This is a genomic window from Methanosarcina siciliae T4/M, from assembly GCF_000970085.1.
Lineage (GTDB): Archaea > Halobacteriota > Methanosarcinia > Methanosarcinales > Methanosarcinaceae > Methanosarcina > Methanosarcina siciliae.
On sequence record NZ_CP009506.1, the window covers coordinates 4,951,564 to 4,966,556 of the forward strand.

Sequence of the window (14,993 nt, forward strand, 5' to 3'; positions counted from 1 at the left end):
CAGAAAACAAAATTCAGTCAGATTCCTCCTCAACTCCTGGATCTCGGAAAATCCTTCCAAAGCTTGAAAACAGATCTGAAAATTAAAAATCCGTCAAAAAAATTAAAATTAAAAATCCAATAATCAAAACTCAATAAGAAAAGAATAAAAAAAGTAGAACTTCAGTTTTTACTGAAGTCCGTAGTGTTTTATGTTCCAGTCTGCAGCAGCCTGGATCTTTGCGATTTCTTCTTCGCCGCCTTCCATGGTGAAGAGGTGTTTGAACCGCTTCTGGGCTCTGAGGTATTCCTCGACTGGCCTTGGGTTCTTGACTTTTCTTACCTGGGTGATCTCACCGTTTTCCATTTCGTACATGGGCCAGAGGCAGGTCTCGACTGCGAGTTTTGCAAGTTCGATGGTCTTGGAGCCGTCGAAACCCCAGCCGGTTGGGCAGGGTGCATGGGAGTGGATATAGGTGGGGCCCACAATTTCGGTAGCTTTCTTGACCTTTCTCATCATGTCCCGCGGGAAGCCGATTGATGTTGTGGCTACGTACGGGGAGCCGTGGGCTGCCATGATGGTGGGCATGTCCTTTTTAGGGCGTGGGTTTCCGAAGGAGACTTTGCCTGCGGGGCTTGTTGTTGTGGAAGCATCGAAGGGGGTTCCGGAGCTTCTCTGGATCCCTGTGTTCATGTAGGCTTCGTTGTCCACGCAGACGTAAGTAATGTCGTGGCCCCTTTCAAAAGCGCCTGAAAGGGATCTGATCCCTATGTCCATTGTCGAGCCGTCACCGCTCACTCCGATGACTTTGGTGTTTCCTTTCTTGCCGAGAGCTTTTAAGGCAGCCTCGACACCTGATGCCACTGCACCTCCGTTTTCAAAGAGAGAGTGGATCCAGGGGACCTGCCAGGCAGATTCCGGGAAGGGTGTGGTCATAACTTCCAGGCAGCCTGTCGGATTGATCACAATGCAGTCCGGGCCTGCACCCATGAGCATGAACTTTGCGGCAAGGGCGTCACAACAGCCTGCACAGCCCCTGTGTCCCGGAGCAAGGTAAGTTTTTGGTGCGGGTTTACTCATAGCAACTCCTCCTTGACGTCAGCAAACTGGCTCTCAACCGTAATACCGGATTTTGCGACCTTCTTGGCCTCTTCGATTATCTTCTCTACGAGCTCTATGGGCACATCGCGGCCCCCATGGTTTAAGGTATAACCAATAATCGGAATGTCACACCTGCTGTTGTACATGCAAGACTTAGTCTCGGTAAAGAGAGCACCCTCGTTTGTTCCGATTGAAATGTTCTTGTCAAGTACGACCACAACATTGGCATTTGCCAGGGCCTTTCTGATCTGCATCTTCGGGAAAGGCCTGAAGGACCTGACTTTCAGGATACCGATCTTCTCGCCTTTTGCCCTGTACTTGTCAACTACCTCCTTGAGAGTGCCCACAAGGGAGCCCATGGCCATGATTACGACTTCAGCATCTTCAAGCTGGTAACCGTCGATAAGGCCTCCGTGGTCCCTGCCGAAGATCTCTGCGAATTCTTTGGATACGGCCTCGATCTTCGGAAGAGCTGCCTGCATTGCCTTTTCCTGCAGGTATCTGAATTCGGTGTAAGTCGATGGGTCTGCAAAGGCTCCGAAGGTCAGCGGGTTTTTAGGGTCAAGTACGTACTCAGGCTCATACTTGGGCAGGAACTCGTCGGTAAGGTCCTGCTCAAGGAGCACTACGGGTTCGTAGACGTGGGAGAGGATAAATCCGTCCATGCAGACCATTCCCGGCAGGAGCACATCTTTGTTCTCTGCGACTTTGTAGAGCTGGGGGATCAGGTCTGCTGCTTCCTGGACGTCTTCTGCATAGATCTGGAGCCAGCCTGTATCCCTCTGGGCAATCGAGTCCTGATGATCATTCCAGATATTGATCGGAGCGCTGACCGCCCTGTTTGCTACGGTCATGATGATTGGGAACCTCATGCCGGAAGCGTTGAAGAGCACTTCGTGCATGAGTTCAAGCCCCTGGGAGGTGGTTGCGGAATAGGTCCTTGCCCCGACAGCCGAAGCTCCCACAAGGGCCGAGATCGCCGAGAATTCGGATTCCACGTTGATGTATTCACAGTTCGGGATTTCCCCGTCTGCCATAAACTGGGATAAGTCTTCAACGATATGGGTCTGAGGGGTGATAGGATAAGCGGAAATCACATTTGGACGGCAAGTTTTTGCTGCATGGGCAACTGCGTAGGAACCCTCCACGACTACCATTTTGGCCTTGTCAGCTGAATTGAGCGGCATTATTTCTCCTCCAGAATCATATCAATTGCGTCTGCAGGGCATTCATTCGCACAGATACCGCATCCTTTGCAGTAATCGTAGTTGTATTCGAAAAAACCATCTTCTCTGGGAAGAATTGACATATCAGGGCACACAATCTCGCAGATTCCGCATTTGGTGCATTTTTCGTAATTGTAAACAGGTCGGAAGTTTCTCCAGCCTCCGGTTTTGTTTACAAGGGTTGAACCCGGTTCGCAAATTCCTCCAATTGGGATCTTCATGCTTCTTTCCCCCTGATAAGTTCATAGGCTTTCTGGATAGCCTGAGCGTTCTTTTCGGCTACTTTGCCGGAAAAGCGGTCCCTTACGGCTTTTTTAATGGATTCCACATTGATCTCTCCGGTTGCACCTGCAAAAGCTCCCAGAAGGACAGTGTTCACAATAGGAAGGCCAATAATGTCCATTGCCACCTTTGTGGCGTCAACGGTCATGACCCTTGCTTTTGTATCAAGTTTTAGGTCTTCGGGTTTTTCTTTTGTGTTGATGATGATAATGCCATCGTCTTTTATCCCGCTTGCAACGTCGACAGTTTCGAGCAGGGTGGCATCCTGGACGATCACGTAATCTGGTGTGTATATCTGGCTTCGGAGCCTGATCGGATTCTCACTGAGCCTGGTGAATGCCTGCACAGGAGCACCTCTGCGCTCTACCCCAAAAGCAGGGAAGGCCTGGCTGAACTTTCCGTCTTCAAAAGCTGCAACGGAAAGCATTTCAGCTGCAGTAACAGAACCCTGGCCTCCTCGACCGTGTATTCTGATTTCCTTCATCTGGATTCTCCTTGTTAAACGCGGTTTTAATTTAGTTTTTTAATGTTTTTCAAGCATTTTTTGCTGTTTTCGGCAGTCTGTATGGCATGATTATTTGTAGTTTGGCTGTCAGCACACTGCTATTAATCGAGTTAACCTGAAGTTAATCTCTTATTAATTCTTGCCAGATCAGGAATCCGTACCTCTACCCTGTACGGTTTTTCATCCGGCATTTTCTCCAGACACCAATTAATATCCAAAGGCTGATTGGTAATGGTTCAAAACTTTGGACGGCAAAATTGTTAACCTCATAGTATTCATAATTGATGGATCATAATTATCTTGACGGTACTATATTTTCAATTATATATTCACGCCGTTTGGTGCCTGATAGTTCATGGATAATAGTGTAGATTATTATTAGTTTTTCGGTGAACGTCGAGAAATTCTTTATAAATACTTCTAATTTTAAATTATTTTTTAGACGTTTTATAATTATGGTTTCCAGGTTAACCTGTCTTCTTACCATGTTATCTCTCTGTTCTATTGTAAACAAAGCTTAACTCTAAAAATTGAATATTCTTAATATTTTTCCTGGCAGGAACTCCTCATCAGTTCAGTTATGGACTTCCCGTCTTTCAGACCATTAATTTTTTCCCTGACGTGCCGCGAGCCGTGCAGTCCTTTAGTAAACCAGTGTGCGTGCATCCTGAGGTTTATGGATGAAAGAAGGTTGTGTTCCTCAAGGAGGGAAATATATTTTTCAAAATCCTCAAGTTGTCTGGCCTGTCTCTCAACCTCGAGTTTCTCACCGGTTTTTAAGTAGTGCCTGATCCTTCTAAAAATAAAAGGGTTTCCCATTGATGCGCGCCCTATCATAAGTCCGTCGCAACATGTCAGCTCCAGAGTCCTTTCTGCCGATTCCTCGTCCCTGATGTCCCCGTTTGCAATTACAGGAATTGAAAGCTCATTTTTGACTGCTTTTATTCCCATAAGGTTCGCATTGCCCGAGTACATCTGCGCAGCTGTCCTGCCGTGCACGGTCAAAGCCGATACCCCTGCCTTTTCTATCAGACGGGCAATTTCAAGGGTTTTTTCCTCCCTTCCGAGGAGGCGGATCTTTGCGCTGACCGGAGTATTCAGGGCATCCGTAAGCTCAGAGATTATTTCACGGACAAGTTCCGGGGAATTGAGGAGAGCCGAGCCGCAGCCAGCCCCTGTGATGCATCTTGCAGGGCAGCCCATGTTAATGTCTATGACCTCAGGCCTGTATTCTTCTTCAACAAAAAATGCAGCTTTTCTAAGTTTCTCGGGACAGTTCCCCACGAGCTGAACCCCAAAAGGCCTGTCTTCGGAAGAACTCAGCCCTTTAATAAAAGATTTTCTGCTTTCATTGAGCAGGGCATCTGCACTGATCATCTCTGTGTAGGTCAGGTCAGCTCCATCCTGCCTGCAAAGCAGTCTGAAAGCCAGATTTGTTACATCTGCCATAGGCGCAAGAAGAAGATTTCCGGGAAGTTCGGTTCTTCCAATTTTTAGTTTTTTAAGTTTCATGTTTCTTATGTTTTTAAGTCTCGTATTCTGGTGATTTTTAAGTCTCACGTCTCTTATGATTTTCCAGCTTTTTCTACGGCGAAAAGAGGATAAAAGCAAGATACTTGAACCAGGGATTGAAACTCTGGTTCGGGTTTTCCACGAAGAGCGTAAAAGTTGATTGAAGTTTGATATTTGATCGAAGTTAATTACGGAGTTTACTTGAAATTAAATGCGCAGATGATGTGGCTATACAGGTGATGTGGCTATACAGGTGATGTGGTTATATGACCATGAGAGGATAATAGCCACTTTTATATTTGTGAGGCAATTACCTGCTGGCGGGCACACAACTCAATGGGCTCATGAAAAGAGCAGCCTGACATATCCAAGGTAAGGAATCCTGTACCGTGCAACCCCTATTATCCATTCATCTTTCACAGGCACATAGTAACTTATCTGTCCTTCCTGGTCGTAGTGCTTGTTGGTAACAGGGTTGTCCCCTTTGGTAATATATCCGGAGTAAGGGGCAGCAGGACCGTTTTCCCACATGGGCTCTCCGGCTTCCACCCGGTACATTGCTCTATGTATTATAGGAGTTATGCCTTCCTGTCCGTAGGGTCGATAGAGTATAACGTCTCCATAGTCTCCAAAGGTCATGTAACCCGACTCTTCTCCTTCTTCATTGGTAACAAGATCAACTCGATCGATGTTTTTAATGAAGATAATGTCTCCTACCTGCATATGTGGTTCCATACTTCCGGACTCCACTGCGACCATGGGTGTCCAGAGCCCGAACGCCAGTTTGGAAAGAACCATAAAGGCTATCAGGACAGCCGCAACCGACAGCAAATCCTTTCCAAGGGAAACCAGGAAGCTCTCTTCCTCCTGGGTACTGTTTTGTGTATTAGTGTTGCTCATAGTAAGCCTTTATTCTCTTTATTTTATTCATCCTGTGCTTTATTATATTTCATTCGGTCTGTATTACTGTGCCGGCACTTCGTAAGCTATGTAATTTATATTTTTGTATAAATCCTGCTCTAATAATCTTAAGTGTACCATACTTTTTTGCATTATTATATAAGTCTTTTAGGTATACTTGCCTATACGATTTGCTTTTATCCTATATTAACTTACAATTTATCAGCAGGTTATGATATTTTTATAGTTAATTATTTAAAAAATAGCCTGACATCCCTTCAAATTCGAATAATTGTTTAGAAATCTTTTTTAGGAATCCATTAAGGGAGGAATCTATTAGGAATCTTCTATAAGGCTGAAGAATACAAACATTTAATCCGAATCTAAAATATAATCCTGTTGACAGGCTATTCTCACGGGAATAAAACCAAAAATCCTTACCAAACTATATACTGTTATTTTGCTGTTATCGAAGCAATTTTGTATGTGTTTGGTTTTTATATTTTAAGTGGGTCTTTGCTTTAAATCATTTGAGTTCAGGCTGATTGGTTCCAGGTCAAATAAGGCTCATAGATGCTGGTAACCATAAAATCAGGTTGAAAAAGTCAGGTCGGAATTATGAATGAAATCGATATTATAAGGGCAGTTATAGAGGAAGGGTACCAGATAAGCCCGCAAGCCGTAGAACTAATCAAATTAAGTAACTCCCCTGAAAACCTTCTAAAATACATTCTTTCAACTATTGATGACTGTGTTTTCGTTATCGAACCCGAACATGTCGACCTGAAGAGCTTTGAAGCTTCTACAACTTTTTCCAGAGTGACCTCTGGAGCACCTCCCGGGACAGTTTCCGGTAAGGTTTCAGGTAAAATTTCCACTCCTGCCTTAGATTCTGCTTCAGAACCTGTCTCAGATTCTGGCTACGAATCTTCCTCAGAACCTTCCGTTGAACCGGATATAGTTTCAGCAGTTGAAGTCCCGGACTCCAACCCGGAAATTGAACCTGAAATTCTTTCTTCCCAGGGTTCGAATTCAGATTTTGATTCTGATCCGGTTTACGATTCTGCATCTGATTTAGTTCATGATTCAGTTCATGATTCAGTTCATGATTCAGTTCATGATTCAGTTCATGATTCAGTTCATGATTCAGTTCATGATACTGTTTCTGACCCGGTTAATAATTCAATTCATGATTCAATTCATGATTCAATTCATGATACTGTTCATAACTTTCTTCCCAATCCTGTTAGCCCCTCTGTTTCTCCAAAAAGTATAAAAAAACAGGCTTCCTCTTTTTTCGGAACTACAGGTCCTTCTTCTGCCTTTAAAAATGATTTAAGGATGAATTCTCTTTTTTCAAACCAGAAAAATTCTTTTTCTTCGAGTTCCAGGGATGAAGGGATCAGATATATTCCGGGCCGCAACCCTGTCACCGTGCTTTCCGACATTACCGGGCATTCGACCTGTGTTGGGGAGTATATGCAGTTTGTGCAGTATTTCAGGGACAGGTATAGCAGGCTCTCTGAGATCCTCCGGGGAAGGATGAATGCCCGGCCTATAGAGAGCCTGAAAAGGAGGAGTTTCCGCCGCGGATCCGACGGGAACACTGAGGAGTTATCGATCATAGGGATGGTTTCAGATATCAGCACCACCACCAATGGGCACAAGATCCTTTCTCTTGAAGACTCAACAGGCTCTTTTTCCGTGCTTATCCGAAATAGTGATAAAGAGCTCTTTGAACTGGCTTCGCGGCTCCTTCTGGACGAGATTGTCGGGGTAACAGGCTCGGTTACGAACGACGGAAACCTTATGCTTGCCACAAAACTCCTCCAGCCCGATGTCCCTAACAGTGTTCAGCGCAGGACAGGAAGCCACGGAAAAGCCGTCCTGATCTCGGATGTGCATGTGGGTAGTTCCCAGTTCCTGGAAGATTCCTGGCTGGACTTCCTGGACTTTTTGAAAGGAGAATCCGACTCCGAAGAAATGCGGGAGATTGCAGCCCAGGTCCGTTATCTCGTTGTTGCAGGAGACCTCGTGGACGGCATAGGGATTTATCCTGACCAGGAAATGGAACTGGATATCCCGGATGTCTATGAACAGTACAGGAAAGCCGCAGAGTATATAAGAGAAGTTCCTGAACAAATCCATGTGATCATAAGTCCCGGAAACCATGACGCTGTACGCCAGGCAGAACCACAGCCCGCCCTGCCTGCGCGAATCTGTGCGGATTTTCCTGAGAACGTCACCTTCGTAGGCAACCCTGCTCTTGTGGACCTTGACGGCGTCCAGATTCTTATATATCACGGCAGATCGATTGATGATCTGGTGGCGAGTGTTCCCGGGGTATCATATCAGGAACCTGCAGGGGCAGTCCTTGAGATGCTCAAGCGCAGGCACCTTGCTCCGACTTACGGGAGTAGGGTTTCCATATCCCCGGAGAAAAAAGACTACTTTATAATTGACCCTGTTCCGGATATCATCCATACGGGGCACGTCCATACTCTGGGGGTTCAGCGATACAAAAATGTCCTGCTGGTCAACTCCGGAACATGGCAGGGTCAGACCGAGTTCCAGAAGCGTGTAAACCTGATGCCTATGCCGGCTAGAGTCCCGGTTGTGGATCTTGCGAATTTTGACGTGAAAATCCTGGCATTTGATTAAGCCCGGGCCTGTGAGCTCAGATCCGTTTTTCTCTGAGGTTCTCCAAAATTATTTTCCGATCCTTATATATACCACAAAGATTTAATATCCGGAAAATGCCGCTTGAAGAAAGAAAGGAAGAAAAAAAAGATTCCGGAGAAAGCTTTCCGGAAATCCCGGAAGAAAATCGGGGGGAAGAACAGGCTTCTCTCCCCTTTGATATCCCTGATTTTGCGACTCTTCTTAAAAAGCAGAGCTATGCCCTCGCAGGCCGCCACTCGGCAGTAAAGACCTGCCTCTGGCTCAGAAAAGCCATGAATGACGAAGGCTTTTGCTACAAATCGAAGTTTTATGGCGTCCAGTCCCACCGCTGCCTCCAGATGACTCCCACGCTCATATGCAACCACCGCTGCCTTTTCTGCTGGCGCCCGACTGAGGTCCCGGTCCCTGCACCCGGAGAATGGGACTCCCCTGAAAAAATCGTTGAGGAAAGCATTGACTGCCAGCGAAAATTGATCACAGGTTTCGGAGGTTCGCCGAATGCACTCAGGGAGCGCTGGCTTGAAGGCAATGAGCCGAATAACGTTGCAATCTCTCTGTCAGGAGAACCGACCTTTTACCCTTACCTTCCTGAACTTATCGAAGAATATGAAAAGAGAGGTTTTACCACCTTTCTGGTTACAAACGGAACCGTCCCTTCAATGCTTGCAAAGGTTAACCCTTCCCAGTTGTACATGAGTCTTGATGCCCCTGACCTCGAGACCTACCTCAGGGTCTGCCAGCCAAAATCGCCTGCCCTCTGGGACAGGATTAACGAGTCTCTGGACATCATGAAGGAGAAATGCTCAAGAACAGTCATCCGGACCACACTGGTCAAAGGCGAAAATATATTCAGTCCCGAAGGCTACGCCGAACTTATTAAAAAGGCCTCCCCGGATTTTGTGGAAATAAAAGCCTACATGCACCTTGGCTTTTCACGCTTACGTCTCGACCGTTCTGCCATGCCAGCCCATGCAGAGGTGCTGGAGTTTTCTAAAGAGCTTGCAAAGCACCTGGGGTATGATATCGCAGACGAATCCGAAATCAGCCGGGTTGTTCTCCTCTCAAAAGACGGAAAAAAATCTCCTGTGAGAAAGGTTTCCTTCAAGGACTAAACCATTCTTATCTAACCTTTCTTACCAGATTTTTTACCTGAAATTCATTTTTCTCTGCCTCTATCTATCTTTCTCGATCTCCTCTCTATCCGAAAATGAGTTCTAAAGTCGAAGATAAATGTAGAGGAATATTATTATATTTTAATAAAAATATAAAATGTGTCAGGGGATAGAAACAAATATAAACCTAAGTTTCAATTAGAGTATCATCCCGGCAAGGGTTAATCCGGTAAAATTAAATCAAGCAAATTAAACAAGCCGTTAATTATCATATACAGTCCGAGTAAGATTATGTCTCATATCTAGTGCGATCAAAAGAATGCGAAACCTAGCAGGTTTATGCAGCATAAGAGCAAGCTTTAGCGACTTGCTGAGATGCCGGGCTTCCGAAGGGTGTATTTCTCACTCTAAGGTTCTTCGTATTCCAGGCGGTTTTTATACCCGGATTTCGGGTGAGACAGGAACTCACTGTGTGATTTATCCTTATCAAATCCTCCGTTTATCCGTTGTATGCCAACCGACATGTTAAATGAATCCTACATGCAAAGCGAATATTACACTGAATAACTAAATTTATTATGATGTCGGGCTTTATAACTTTTCAATTGAAATCCGGTTTCAATAGAAATCTCTAACTGAACTCGATATGTTCCGGTCAAACTGGACGTCTCAATGCAAATCAATTTCAATACAAATCAATTTCAATACAAATCAATTTCAATACAAATCAATTTACTACCAGACTTACGATAATTACGAATCTTACTGCTTTATTCATCGGGGAATTTTTAAAATGACTGAACAATCCGCACACGAGAAATACGAATTTAAAAAGAAGCTTGAAAGCCTCAGGGATAAAAAAGGAAGGAGCACGGAGCTTATTTCCCTTTATATCCCTGCTGACAAGCAGATTTTCGATGTCACAAACCAGTTAAAAGACGAGCACGGGCAGGCTGCAAACATAAAGTCCAAGCTTACGAGGACGAATGTGCAGGGAGCAATTGAATCTCTGCTCTCAAGGCTCAGATACCTGGATAAAGTGCCTGATAACGGGATAGTGTACTTTACAGGGGCTATAGACATCGGAGCCAACAAGACAAGCATGGAAAGCGAAGTAATCATTCCACCCGAACCCATTACTGTCTACAAGTACCACTGTGACTCATCTTTCTACCTTGAGCCTCTTGAGGATATGCTCAAGGATAAGAGCACTTTCGGGCTTCTTGTCCTTGACCGCAGAGAAGCGACCGTAGGGCTTCTGGTCGGAAAAAGAATACAGGCCTTCCGCAACCTGACCTCAACGGTCCCGGGAAAGCAGAGAAAAGGTGGTCAGAGTGCCCACCGTTTCCAGCAGCTCAGGCTCATCGCAATCCATGACTTCTATAAAAGGATAGGAGATGCCGCAAGTGAGATCTTCCTCGCTATAGACCATAAAGACCTCAAAGGCGTTCTGATAGGAGGGCCTTCTCCGACAAAGGAAGAGTTCTACGGAGGAGAGTTCCTGCACCACGAGCTCCAGAAAAAAATTCTCGGGCTCTTTGATACGGCATATACTGACGAATCCGGACTTTCCGAGCTCGTTAATGCTGCAGGGGAAAAGCTTCAGGATCTTGAACTCATGGGGCAGAAGAATGCCGTCAGAGACTTTTTCAAGGAACTGATTGCCGATTCGGGGAAGGTAGCTTACGGAGAAGCCCAGGTCAGGGCAAACCTCGAGATCAATGCGGTGGATGTGCTTCTGCTCTCCGAAGATCTTCGGGCAGAAAGGGTAACCACGAAATGCAGTGTCTGCGGATACGAAAATAAGTGGACACGGCGCTGGAAGCCCGGAGAGCCTGCCCCTACAGCCGGGAACTGCCCCAAGTGCGGTTCTTCCCTTGAGGTTACGGATGTTGTTGACGTTGTGGACGAATTCTCAGAGCTTGCCGACAAGAGCAATGCAAAGGTGGTCTTCGTGTCCACAGACTTTGACGAGGGTTCCCAGCTAATGAATGCTTTCGGAGGCATTGCTGCAATCCTGAGGTACAGTACCGGGATCTGATCTCCCACAGGGGTGAGATCCCCCATCCAGTAATTTTTTATCCAATACTTTTTTAATTAAACTGTCCTAAGATCAGTAGATCAGAAGCTGGTAAATCAGTTGATCAGAAATTAGTAAAAATAAAGGCTATCTAAGGCTATCACATCAAGGACTTTCATAATTTTTCACGGTGACTTATACAGGTGATTTATCTTGTTCCTGGAACTCAAAGCTCAAGCTACATCAATCTTAAAAGAAGCTATCCGAAAGGTCGGGTTTGATGTTGAGGATTCCGAACTTCAGTTTGAAACATCTTCCCATGCTGACCTTGCAAGCAGAGCCGCCTTCAGGCTTGCAAACATTCACAAACAAAATCCAAAAGAGCTTGCATCCCGTATAGTTTCTGCAATCGAAATTCCTGAAGGCTCGTACATTGGAAAAGTGAGTGCCGCGGGTCCTTACATTAATTTCCTTGCAGGCAGGCACTATCTGGACAGGACGGTAACGGCTGTCCGGGAAGAAAAGGAAAAATTCGGCTGTGGGGCTCCGAAGGACAGGATCCTCCTTGAGCACACCTCGGCAAACCCAAACGGCCCCCTGCATGTAGGGCATATCCGCAACTCGATTATAGGGGACACTCTTGCCCGTATCCTCAGGCGTGCAGGATACGATGTTGAGGTCCAGTACTATGTTAACGATATGGGGCGCCAGATTGCGGTAGTTTCATGGGCATGCGAACGCTTTGAGCTTGACCTTTCCAGAAAGTCTGACTCTGCAATTGCTGACGTATATATCAAAGCCAATGTCGAGCTGGACAAAAACCCTGATTATGTAAAGGAAATCGATACCCTTATGGAAAAGATTGAAGCCGGAGACCTCGGGACTATCGAACGTTTTGATAAGGCAGTTTCCCTGGCTATTGCAGGGATCAAAGAAACCCTCTTCCGCTTAAATGTCGTGCATGATAAATTCGTGAAGGAGTCTCACTTCCTCAAGTCCGGGGCAGTCCACGACATTGTCGAGCGCATCAAGGCTACCGGCAGGACTGAAATGGATAAAGGAGCCCTTGTGGTAAACCTTTCGGACTACGGGTTTGAAAAGACCCTTGTTATCCAGCGCTCAAACGGCACCTCGCTCTACACAACCCGCGACCTTGCCTACCATGAATGGAAAGCCGGGCAGGCGGACCGCATAATCGATGTTTTCGGAGCCGACCACAAGCTTATTTCCGGCCAGCTCAGGGCTACGCTGAATTCGATAGGAATCAAAGAGCCCGAGGTCGTAATTTTTGAGTTCGTCTCTCTCCCCGAAGGCTCGATGAGCACCCGCCGCGGCCAGTTCATAAGTGCGGATGACCTCTTTGATAGGGTCACCGAAGCTGCCTTCGAGCAAGTAGAATCCCGCCGCCCCGAAACTTCAGCCGAGTTTAAGAAACAGGTTGCAGAAATGGTCGGAATAGGTGCAGTCCGCTATGACATTGTAAGGGTTTCCCCCGAAAAATCCACGGTCTTCAACTGGAAAGAAGCGCTTGACTTTGAAAAGCAGGGTGCTCCCTACATCCAGTACTCTCATGCCCGTGCCTGCAGCATCCTTGAGAAAGCAAAAGAGGAAGTCGCCTGGGACCCTGTAGCAGAGATTAACCCCTCTCTTCTTGTCGAGGACAGCGAAATCGATCTCATCAAGAAGATGGCAATGTTTGACAGCATAATCGATCTCGGAGCCCGTGAACTCAAGCCCCATGTCCTTGCCATCTACGCCCGCGAACTTGCCGATGCCTTCAACCAGTTCTACCGCTTTGTCCCGGTTATTGCAGCCGAGGACGAGCAGGTCAGAGTCTCAAGGCTCGCTCTTGTGGACTGTGCAAGGATCGTCCTTGCAAACTCCCTTGACACTCTGGGAATAGGTGCTCCCGAGTCAATGTAAAAAAGAATGAAAAAAGCGGAAGTAATAAAGAGAAAAAAGAAAACAAGGAAAATAGTAATGAAGTTATCCCTTTTCCTTTTCCTTTTTTCCCTATCTCTCCATACCTTTTTATCCTCCTTGTTTTACGATTTTCGTTCTTGGTTTCTTGTCCTTCGTTCCCTATTCCTGGTTAGCCATTTGAAACGCTGTAACTAAATACACTGTAACTAGTGTCGAGTCAATAATCAAGTATTGAATAGTAATGAATGGCTGTAATCCGTTTCATACGTCATTATGTAATTGACAGGACACTAGAAACAATGACAAGTTTTACACAAAACGTATTCTAGAAAAATATATGACCCTTTATAACAAACTCATATTACTCTACAAAACAACGTTGCAGCGATAAGTATGATCACTATAAATGAAGCTTTTAGGACATTTTTGAGTGAACAGGAAGCCTGTTTAAAGCCTGATGCCTTCATGGACTGTGAAGATGTGATCCTTCTTTATGAGGAATTCCTTGAACTCAATGCAGAGGATTACCTGTCCGATGAAGACAGGGCTCTTTGTACCGCCCGGCCTGAAGACAAAAGTTACTTTGATGTTTTTGGCCCCGAACAGCTCAGCCCTGATGGAATTACGGATTTTCTCGAGGACTACGTGGTTGAGGTCGGAGGAGGTAAAAAGTTCATCGGGACAGCTGCAAAAGTTCTCCAGAGCTTTTTTGAATGGGTCCGGGAAAAGGGTTACATTGAGGAAAAAGCTTTTGAGACAAATAACGAACTCCTCGCAAATTACAGGAAGAGGCATTGAATATAGGAAAAATAGGATTTCTTGCTTTAACATAAATTGAAGGGGCACAGGTTAAGATCAATGAAGGATTGAAAAGGTTGAAAAAAATTTCCTGAAAGTGGGAAAATCTGTTTTAAGCTATCGCTTCTCTTTTTATTCTTTTTTGTTATCCCCTTCTTCATTTTTTATTCTTTTTAGGAAAACGTCGTTCTCAAGCGGACGGAAACCTAAAAAATCAGTACGATGAATTCCATTCAGATTCTATGAAAACCATCAGGGAAATTTTAGAGGAATTTTTGACCGAGCAACAAGCTCGCTTGAGTCCCAAAACTTGTTCCGGGTATGAAGAAGCAATATCTTTTTTCAGGACGTACTTGAATAGCTACGGGCATCGACATCTAAATCGGGATGAAACTACAAAATATGAGAAACTTGAAGCTTCTGAAGATAAACTGTTCTGGGATATCTTCGGCCCCGAGCATCTGGGTCTTTCGGAAATCTCTGATTTCCTTGCCGATTTTATGCCTAGGAAAGTGGCAGGCAGCAGGACTCTCATGGAAACTACCGGCAGGGTTATGCTCAAGCTGGTGAAGTGGCTTCATGAAAAAGGTTACATGCCGGACAAAGAATATGAAGAAGCAGAAGAAAATGTAAAAGGGCTTAAAGCTGACCTTCCACTTGTTGGAGAAGTGACCGATTTACTCTCTGATTATATCCAGAGACACCCGGTTGAAACCCAGTATACCAGTGACATTGATGCATATTTCGAAATCGCAAAAATAGAGCCCGGAAAACTCTGGCTCGAAGACTATTTGGAATCCAAGAAAAAAGTAGGACCGGTTCTTGTTTCCGAGGAAATCAGCTCGAAATGCAAGGTTGGGTGGACTGTTTCCCTCTGGGTCGTGAAAACAGGAAAGGTCTGGAGGATTCTGGAAAGTGGGAATGTGTTGCCCCGCTGAATGGCAGAGGTTATG

12 protein-coding genes are annotated in these 14,993 nt (G+C 45.5%); 6 read left to right on the forward strand and 6 right to left on the reverse strand.

What is annotated here, in order from left to right:
• Positions 1–168 precede the first annotated feature (168 nt).
• The 6 genes from porB to MSSIT_RS20750 all read right to left on the reverse strand — a co-directional run bounded on the left by porB (position 169) and on the right by MSSIT_RS20750 (position 5,505).
• Entirely contained in the window at positions 169–1,059 is an 891-nt protein-coding gene (gene porB / locus MSSIT_RS20720; protein WP_048174345.1) for a pyruvate synthase subunit PorB, read from the reverse strand.
• Positions 1,056–2,267 carry a pyruvate synthase subunit PorA gene (gene porA / locus MSSIT_RS20725; RefSeq protein ID WP_048174346.1) on the reverse strand — a complete coding sequence of 404 codons (1,212 nt, stop codon included), beginning with the start codon at positions 2,265–2,267 and terminating at the stop codon, positions 1,056–1,058. Before porA ends, porB begins: the two co-directional genes overlap by 4 nt.
• The gene (porD, locus tag MSSIT_RS20730; RefSeq protein ID WP_048174347.1) at positions 2,267–2,527 is read right to left on the reverse strand and encodes a pyruvate synthase subunit PorD; all 261 of its coding nucleotides are present in this window, start codon (positions 2,525–2,527) and stop codon (positions 2,267–2,269) included. The genes porA and porD overlap by 1 nt, the downstream gene beginning before the upstream one ends.
• Positions 2,524–3,072 carry a pyruvate ferredoxin oxidoreductase subunit gamma gene (locus tag MSSIT_RS20735; RefSeq protein ID WP_048174348.1) on the reverse strand — a complete coding sequence of 183 codons (549 nt, stop codon included), beginning with the start codon at positions 3,070–3,072 and terminating at the stop codon, positions 2,524–2,526. The genes porD and MSSIT_RS20735 overlap by 4 nt, the downstream gene beginning before the upstream one ends.
• A 561-nt stretch (positions 3,073–3,633) precedes the next feature.
• Positions 3,634–4,605 carry a tRNA dihydrouridine synthase gene (locus MSSIT_RS20745; RefSeq protein WP_048174350.1) on the reverse strand — a complete coding sequence of 324 codons (972 nt, stop codon included), beginning with the start codon at positions 4,603–4,605 and terminating at the stop codon, positions 3,634–3,636.
• A gap of 342 nt (positions 4,606–4,947) precedes the next feature.
• A complete protein-coding gene (locus tag MSSIT_RS20750; protein WP_048174351.1) occupies positions 4,948–5,505 on the reverse strand; it encodes a signal peptidase I in 558 nt (185 codons plus the stop codon).
• Positions 5,506–6,123: 618 nt separating this feature from the next.
• Between MSSIT_RS20750 and MSSIT_RS20755 the strand changes: the two genes are divergently transcribed.
• The 6 genes from MSSIT_RS20755 (at position 6,124) to MSSIT_RS20780 (ending at position 14,978) form a co-directional block, all read left to right on the forward strand.
• The gene (locus MSSIT_RS20755) at positions 6,124–8,166 is read left to right on the forward strand and encodes a DNA-directed DNA polymerase II small subunit (RefSeq protein ID WP_048174352.1); all 2,043 of its coding nucleotides are present in this window, start codon (positions 6,124–6,126) and stop codon (positions 8,164–8,166) included.
• 95 nt (positions 8,167–8,261) lie between these two features.
• Positions 8,262–9,299 carry a 4-demethylwyosine synthase TYW1 gene (gene twy1 / locus MSSIT_RS20760; protein ID WP_048174353.1) on the forward strand — a complete coding sequence of 346 codons (1,038 nt, stop codon included), beginning with the start codon at positions 8,262–8,264 and terminating at the stop codon, positions 9,297–9,299.
• A gap of 793 nt (positions 9,300–10,092) precedes the next feature.
• Positions 10,093–11,340: a peptide chain release factor aRF-1 gene (gene prf1 / locus MSSIT_RS20765; protein ID WP_048174354.1), complete on the forward strand. Its 1,248-nt coding sequence runs from the start codon at positions 10,093–10,095 to the stop codon at positions 11,338–11,340.
• A gap of 192 nt (positions 11,341–11,532) precedes the next feature.
• Positions 11,533–13,242 (forward strand): arginine--tRNA ligase, encoded by a 1,710-nt coding sequence (argS, locus tag MSSIT_RS20770; RefSeq protein ID WP_048174355.1) that lies wholly within the window; start codon positions 11,533–11,535, stop codon positions 13,240–13,242.
• A gap of 393 nt (positions 13,243–13,635) precedes the next feature.
• Positions 13,636–14,040 (forward strand): hypothetical protein, encoded by a 405-nt coding sequence (locus MSSIT_RS20775; RefSeq protein ID WP_048174356.1) that lies wholly within the window; start codon positions 13,636–13,638, stop codon positions 14,038–14,040.
• A gap of 275 nt (positions 14,041–14,315) precedes the next feature.
• A complete protein-coding gene (locus tag MSSIT_RS20780) occupies positions 14,316–14,978 on the forward strand; it encodes a hypothetical protein (protein WP_231590174.1) in 663 nt (220 codons plus the stop codon).
• Positions 14,979–14,993: the final 15 nt, after the last annotated feature.

Coding starts and splice junctions, on each gene's coding strand:
- twy1 (WP_048174353.1), top strand. CDS start 8,262: ATGCCGCTTGAAGAAAGAAAGGAAGAAAAAAAAGATTCCGGAGAAAGC.
- prf1 (WP_048174354.1), top strand. CDS start 10,093: ATGACTGAACAATCCGCACACGAGAAATACGAATTTAAAAAGAAGCTT.
- porB (WP_048174345.1), bottom strand. CDS start 1,059: ATGAGTAAACCCGCACCAAAAACTTACCTTGCTCCGGGACACAGGGGC.
- MSSIT_RS20735 (WP_048174348.1), bottom strand. CDS start 3,072: ATGAAGGAAATCAGAATACACGGTCGAGGAGGCCAGGGTTCTGTTACT.
- MSSIT_RS20750 (WP_048174351.1), bottom strand. CDS start 5,505: ATGAGCAACACTAATACACAAAACAGTACCCAGGAGGAAGAGAGCTTC.
- porA (WP_048174346.1), bottom strand. CDS start 2,267: ATGCCGCTCAATTCAGCTGACAAGGCCAAAATGGTAGTCGTGGAGGGT.
- MSSIT_RS20775 (WP_048174356.1), top strand. CDS start 13,636: ATGATCACTATAAATGAAGCTTTTAGGACATTTTTGAGTGAACAGGAA.
- MSSIT_RS20745 (WP_048174350.1), bottom strand. CDS start 4,605: ATGAAACTTAAAAAACTAAAAATTGGAAGAACCGAACTTCCCGGAAAT.
- MSSIT_RS20755 (WP_048174352.1), top strand. CDS start 6,124: ATGAATGAAATCGATATTATAAGGGCAGTTATAGAGGAAGGGTACCAG.
- porD (WP_048174347.1), bottom strand. CDS start 2,527: ATGAAGATCCCAATTGGAGGAATTTGCGAACCGGGTTCAACCCTTGTA.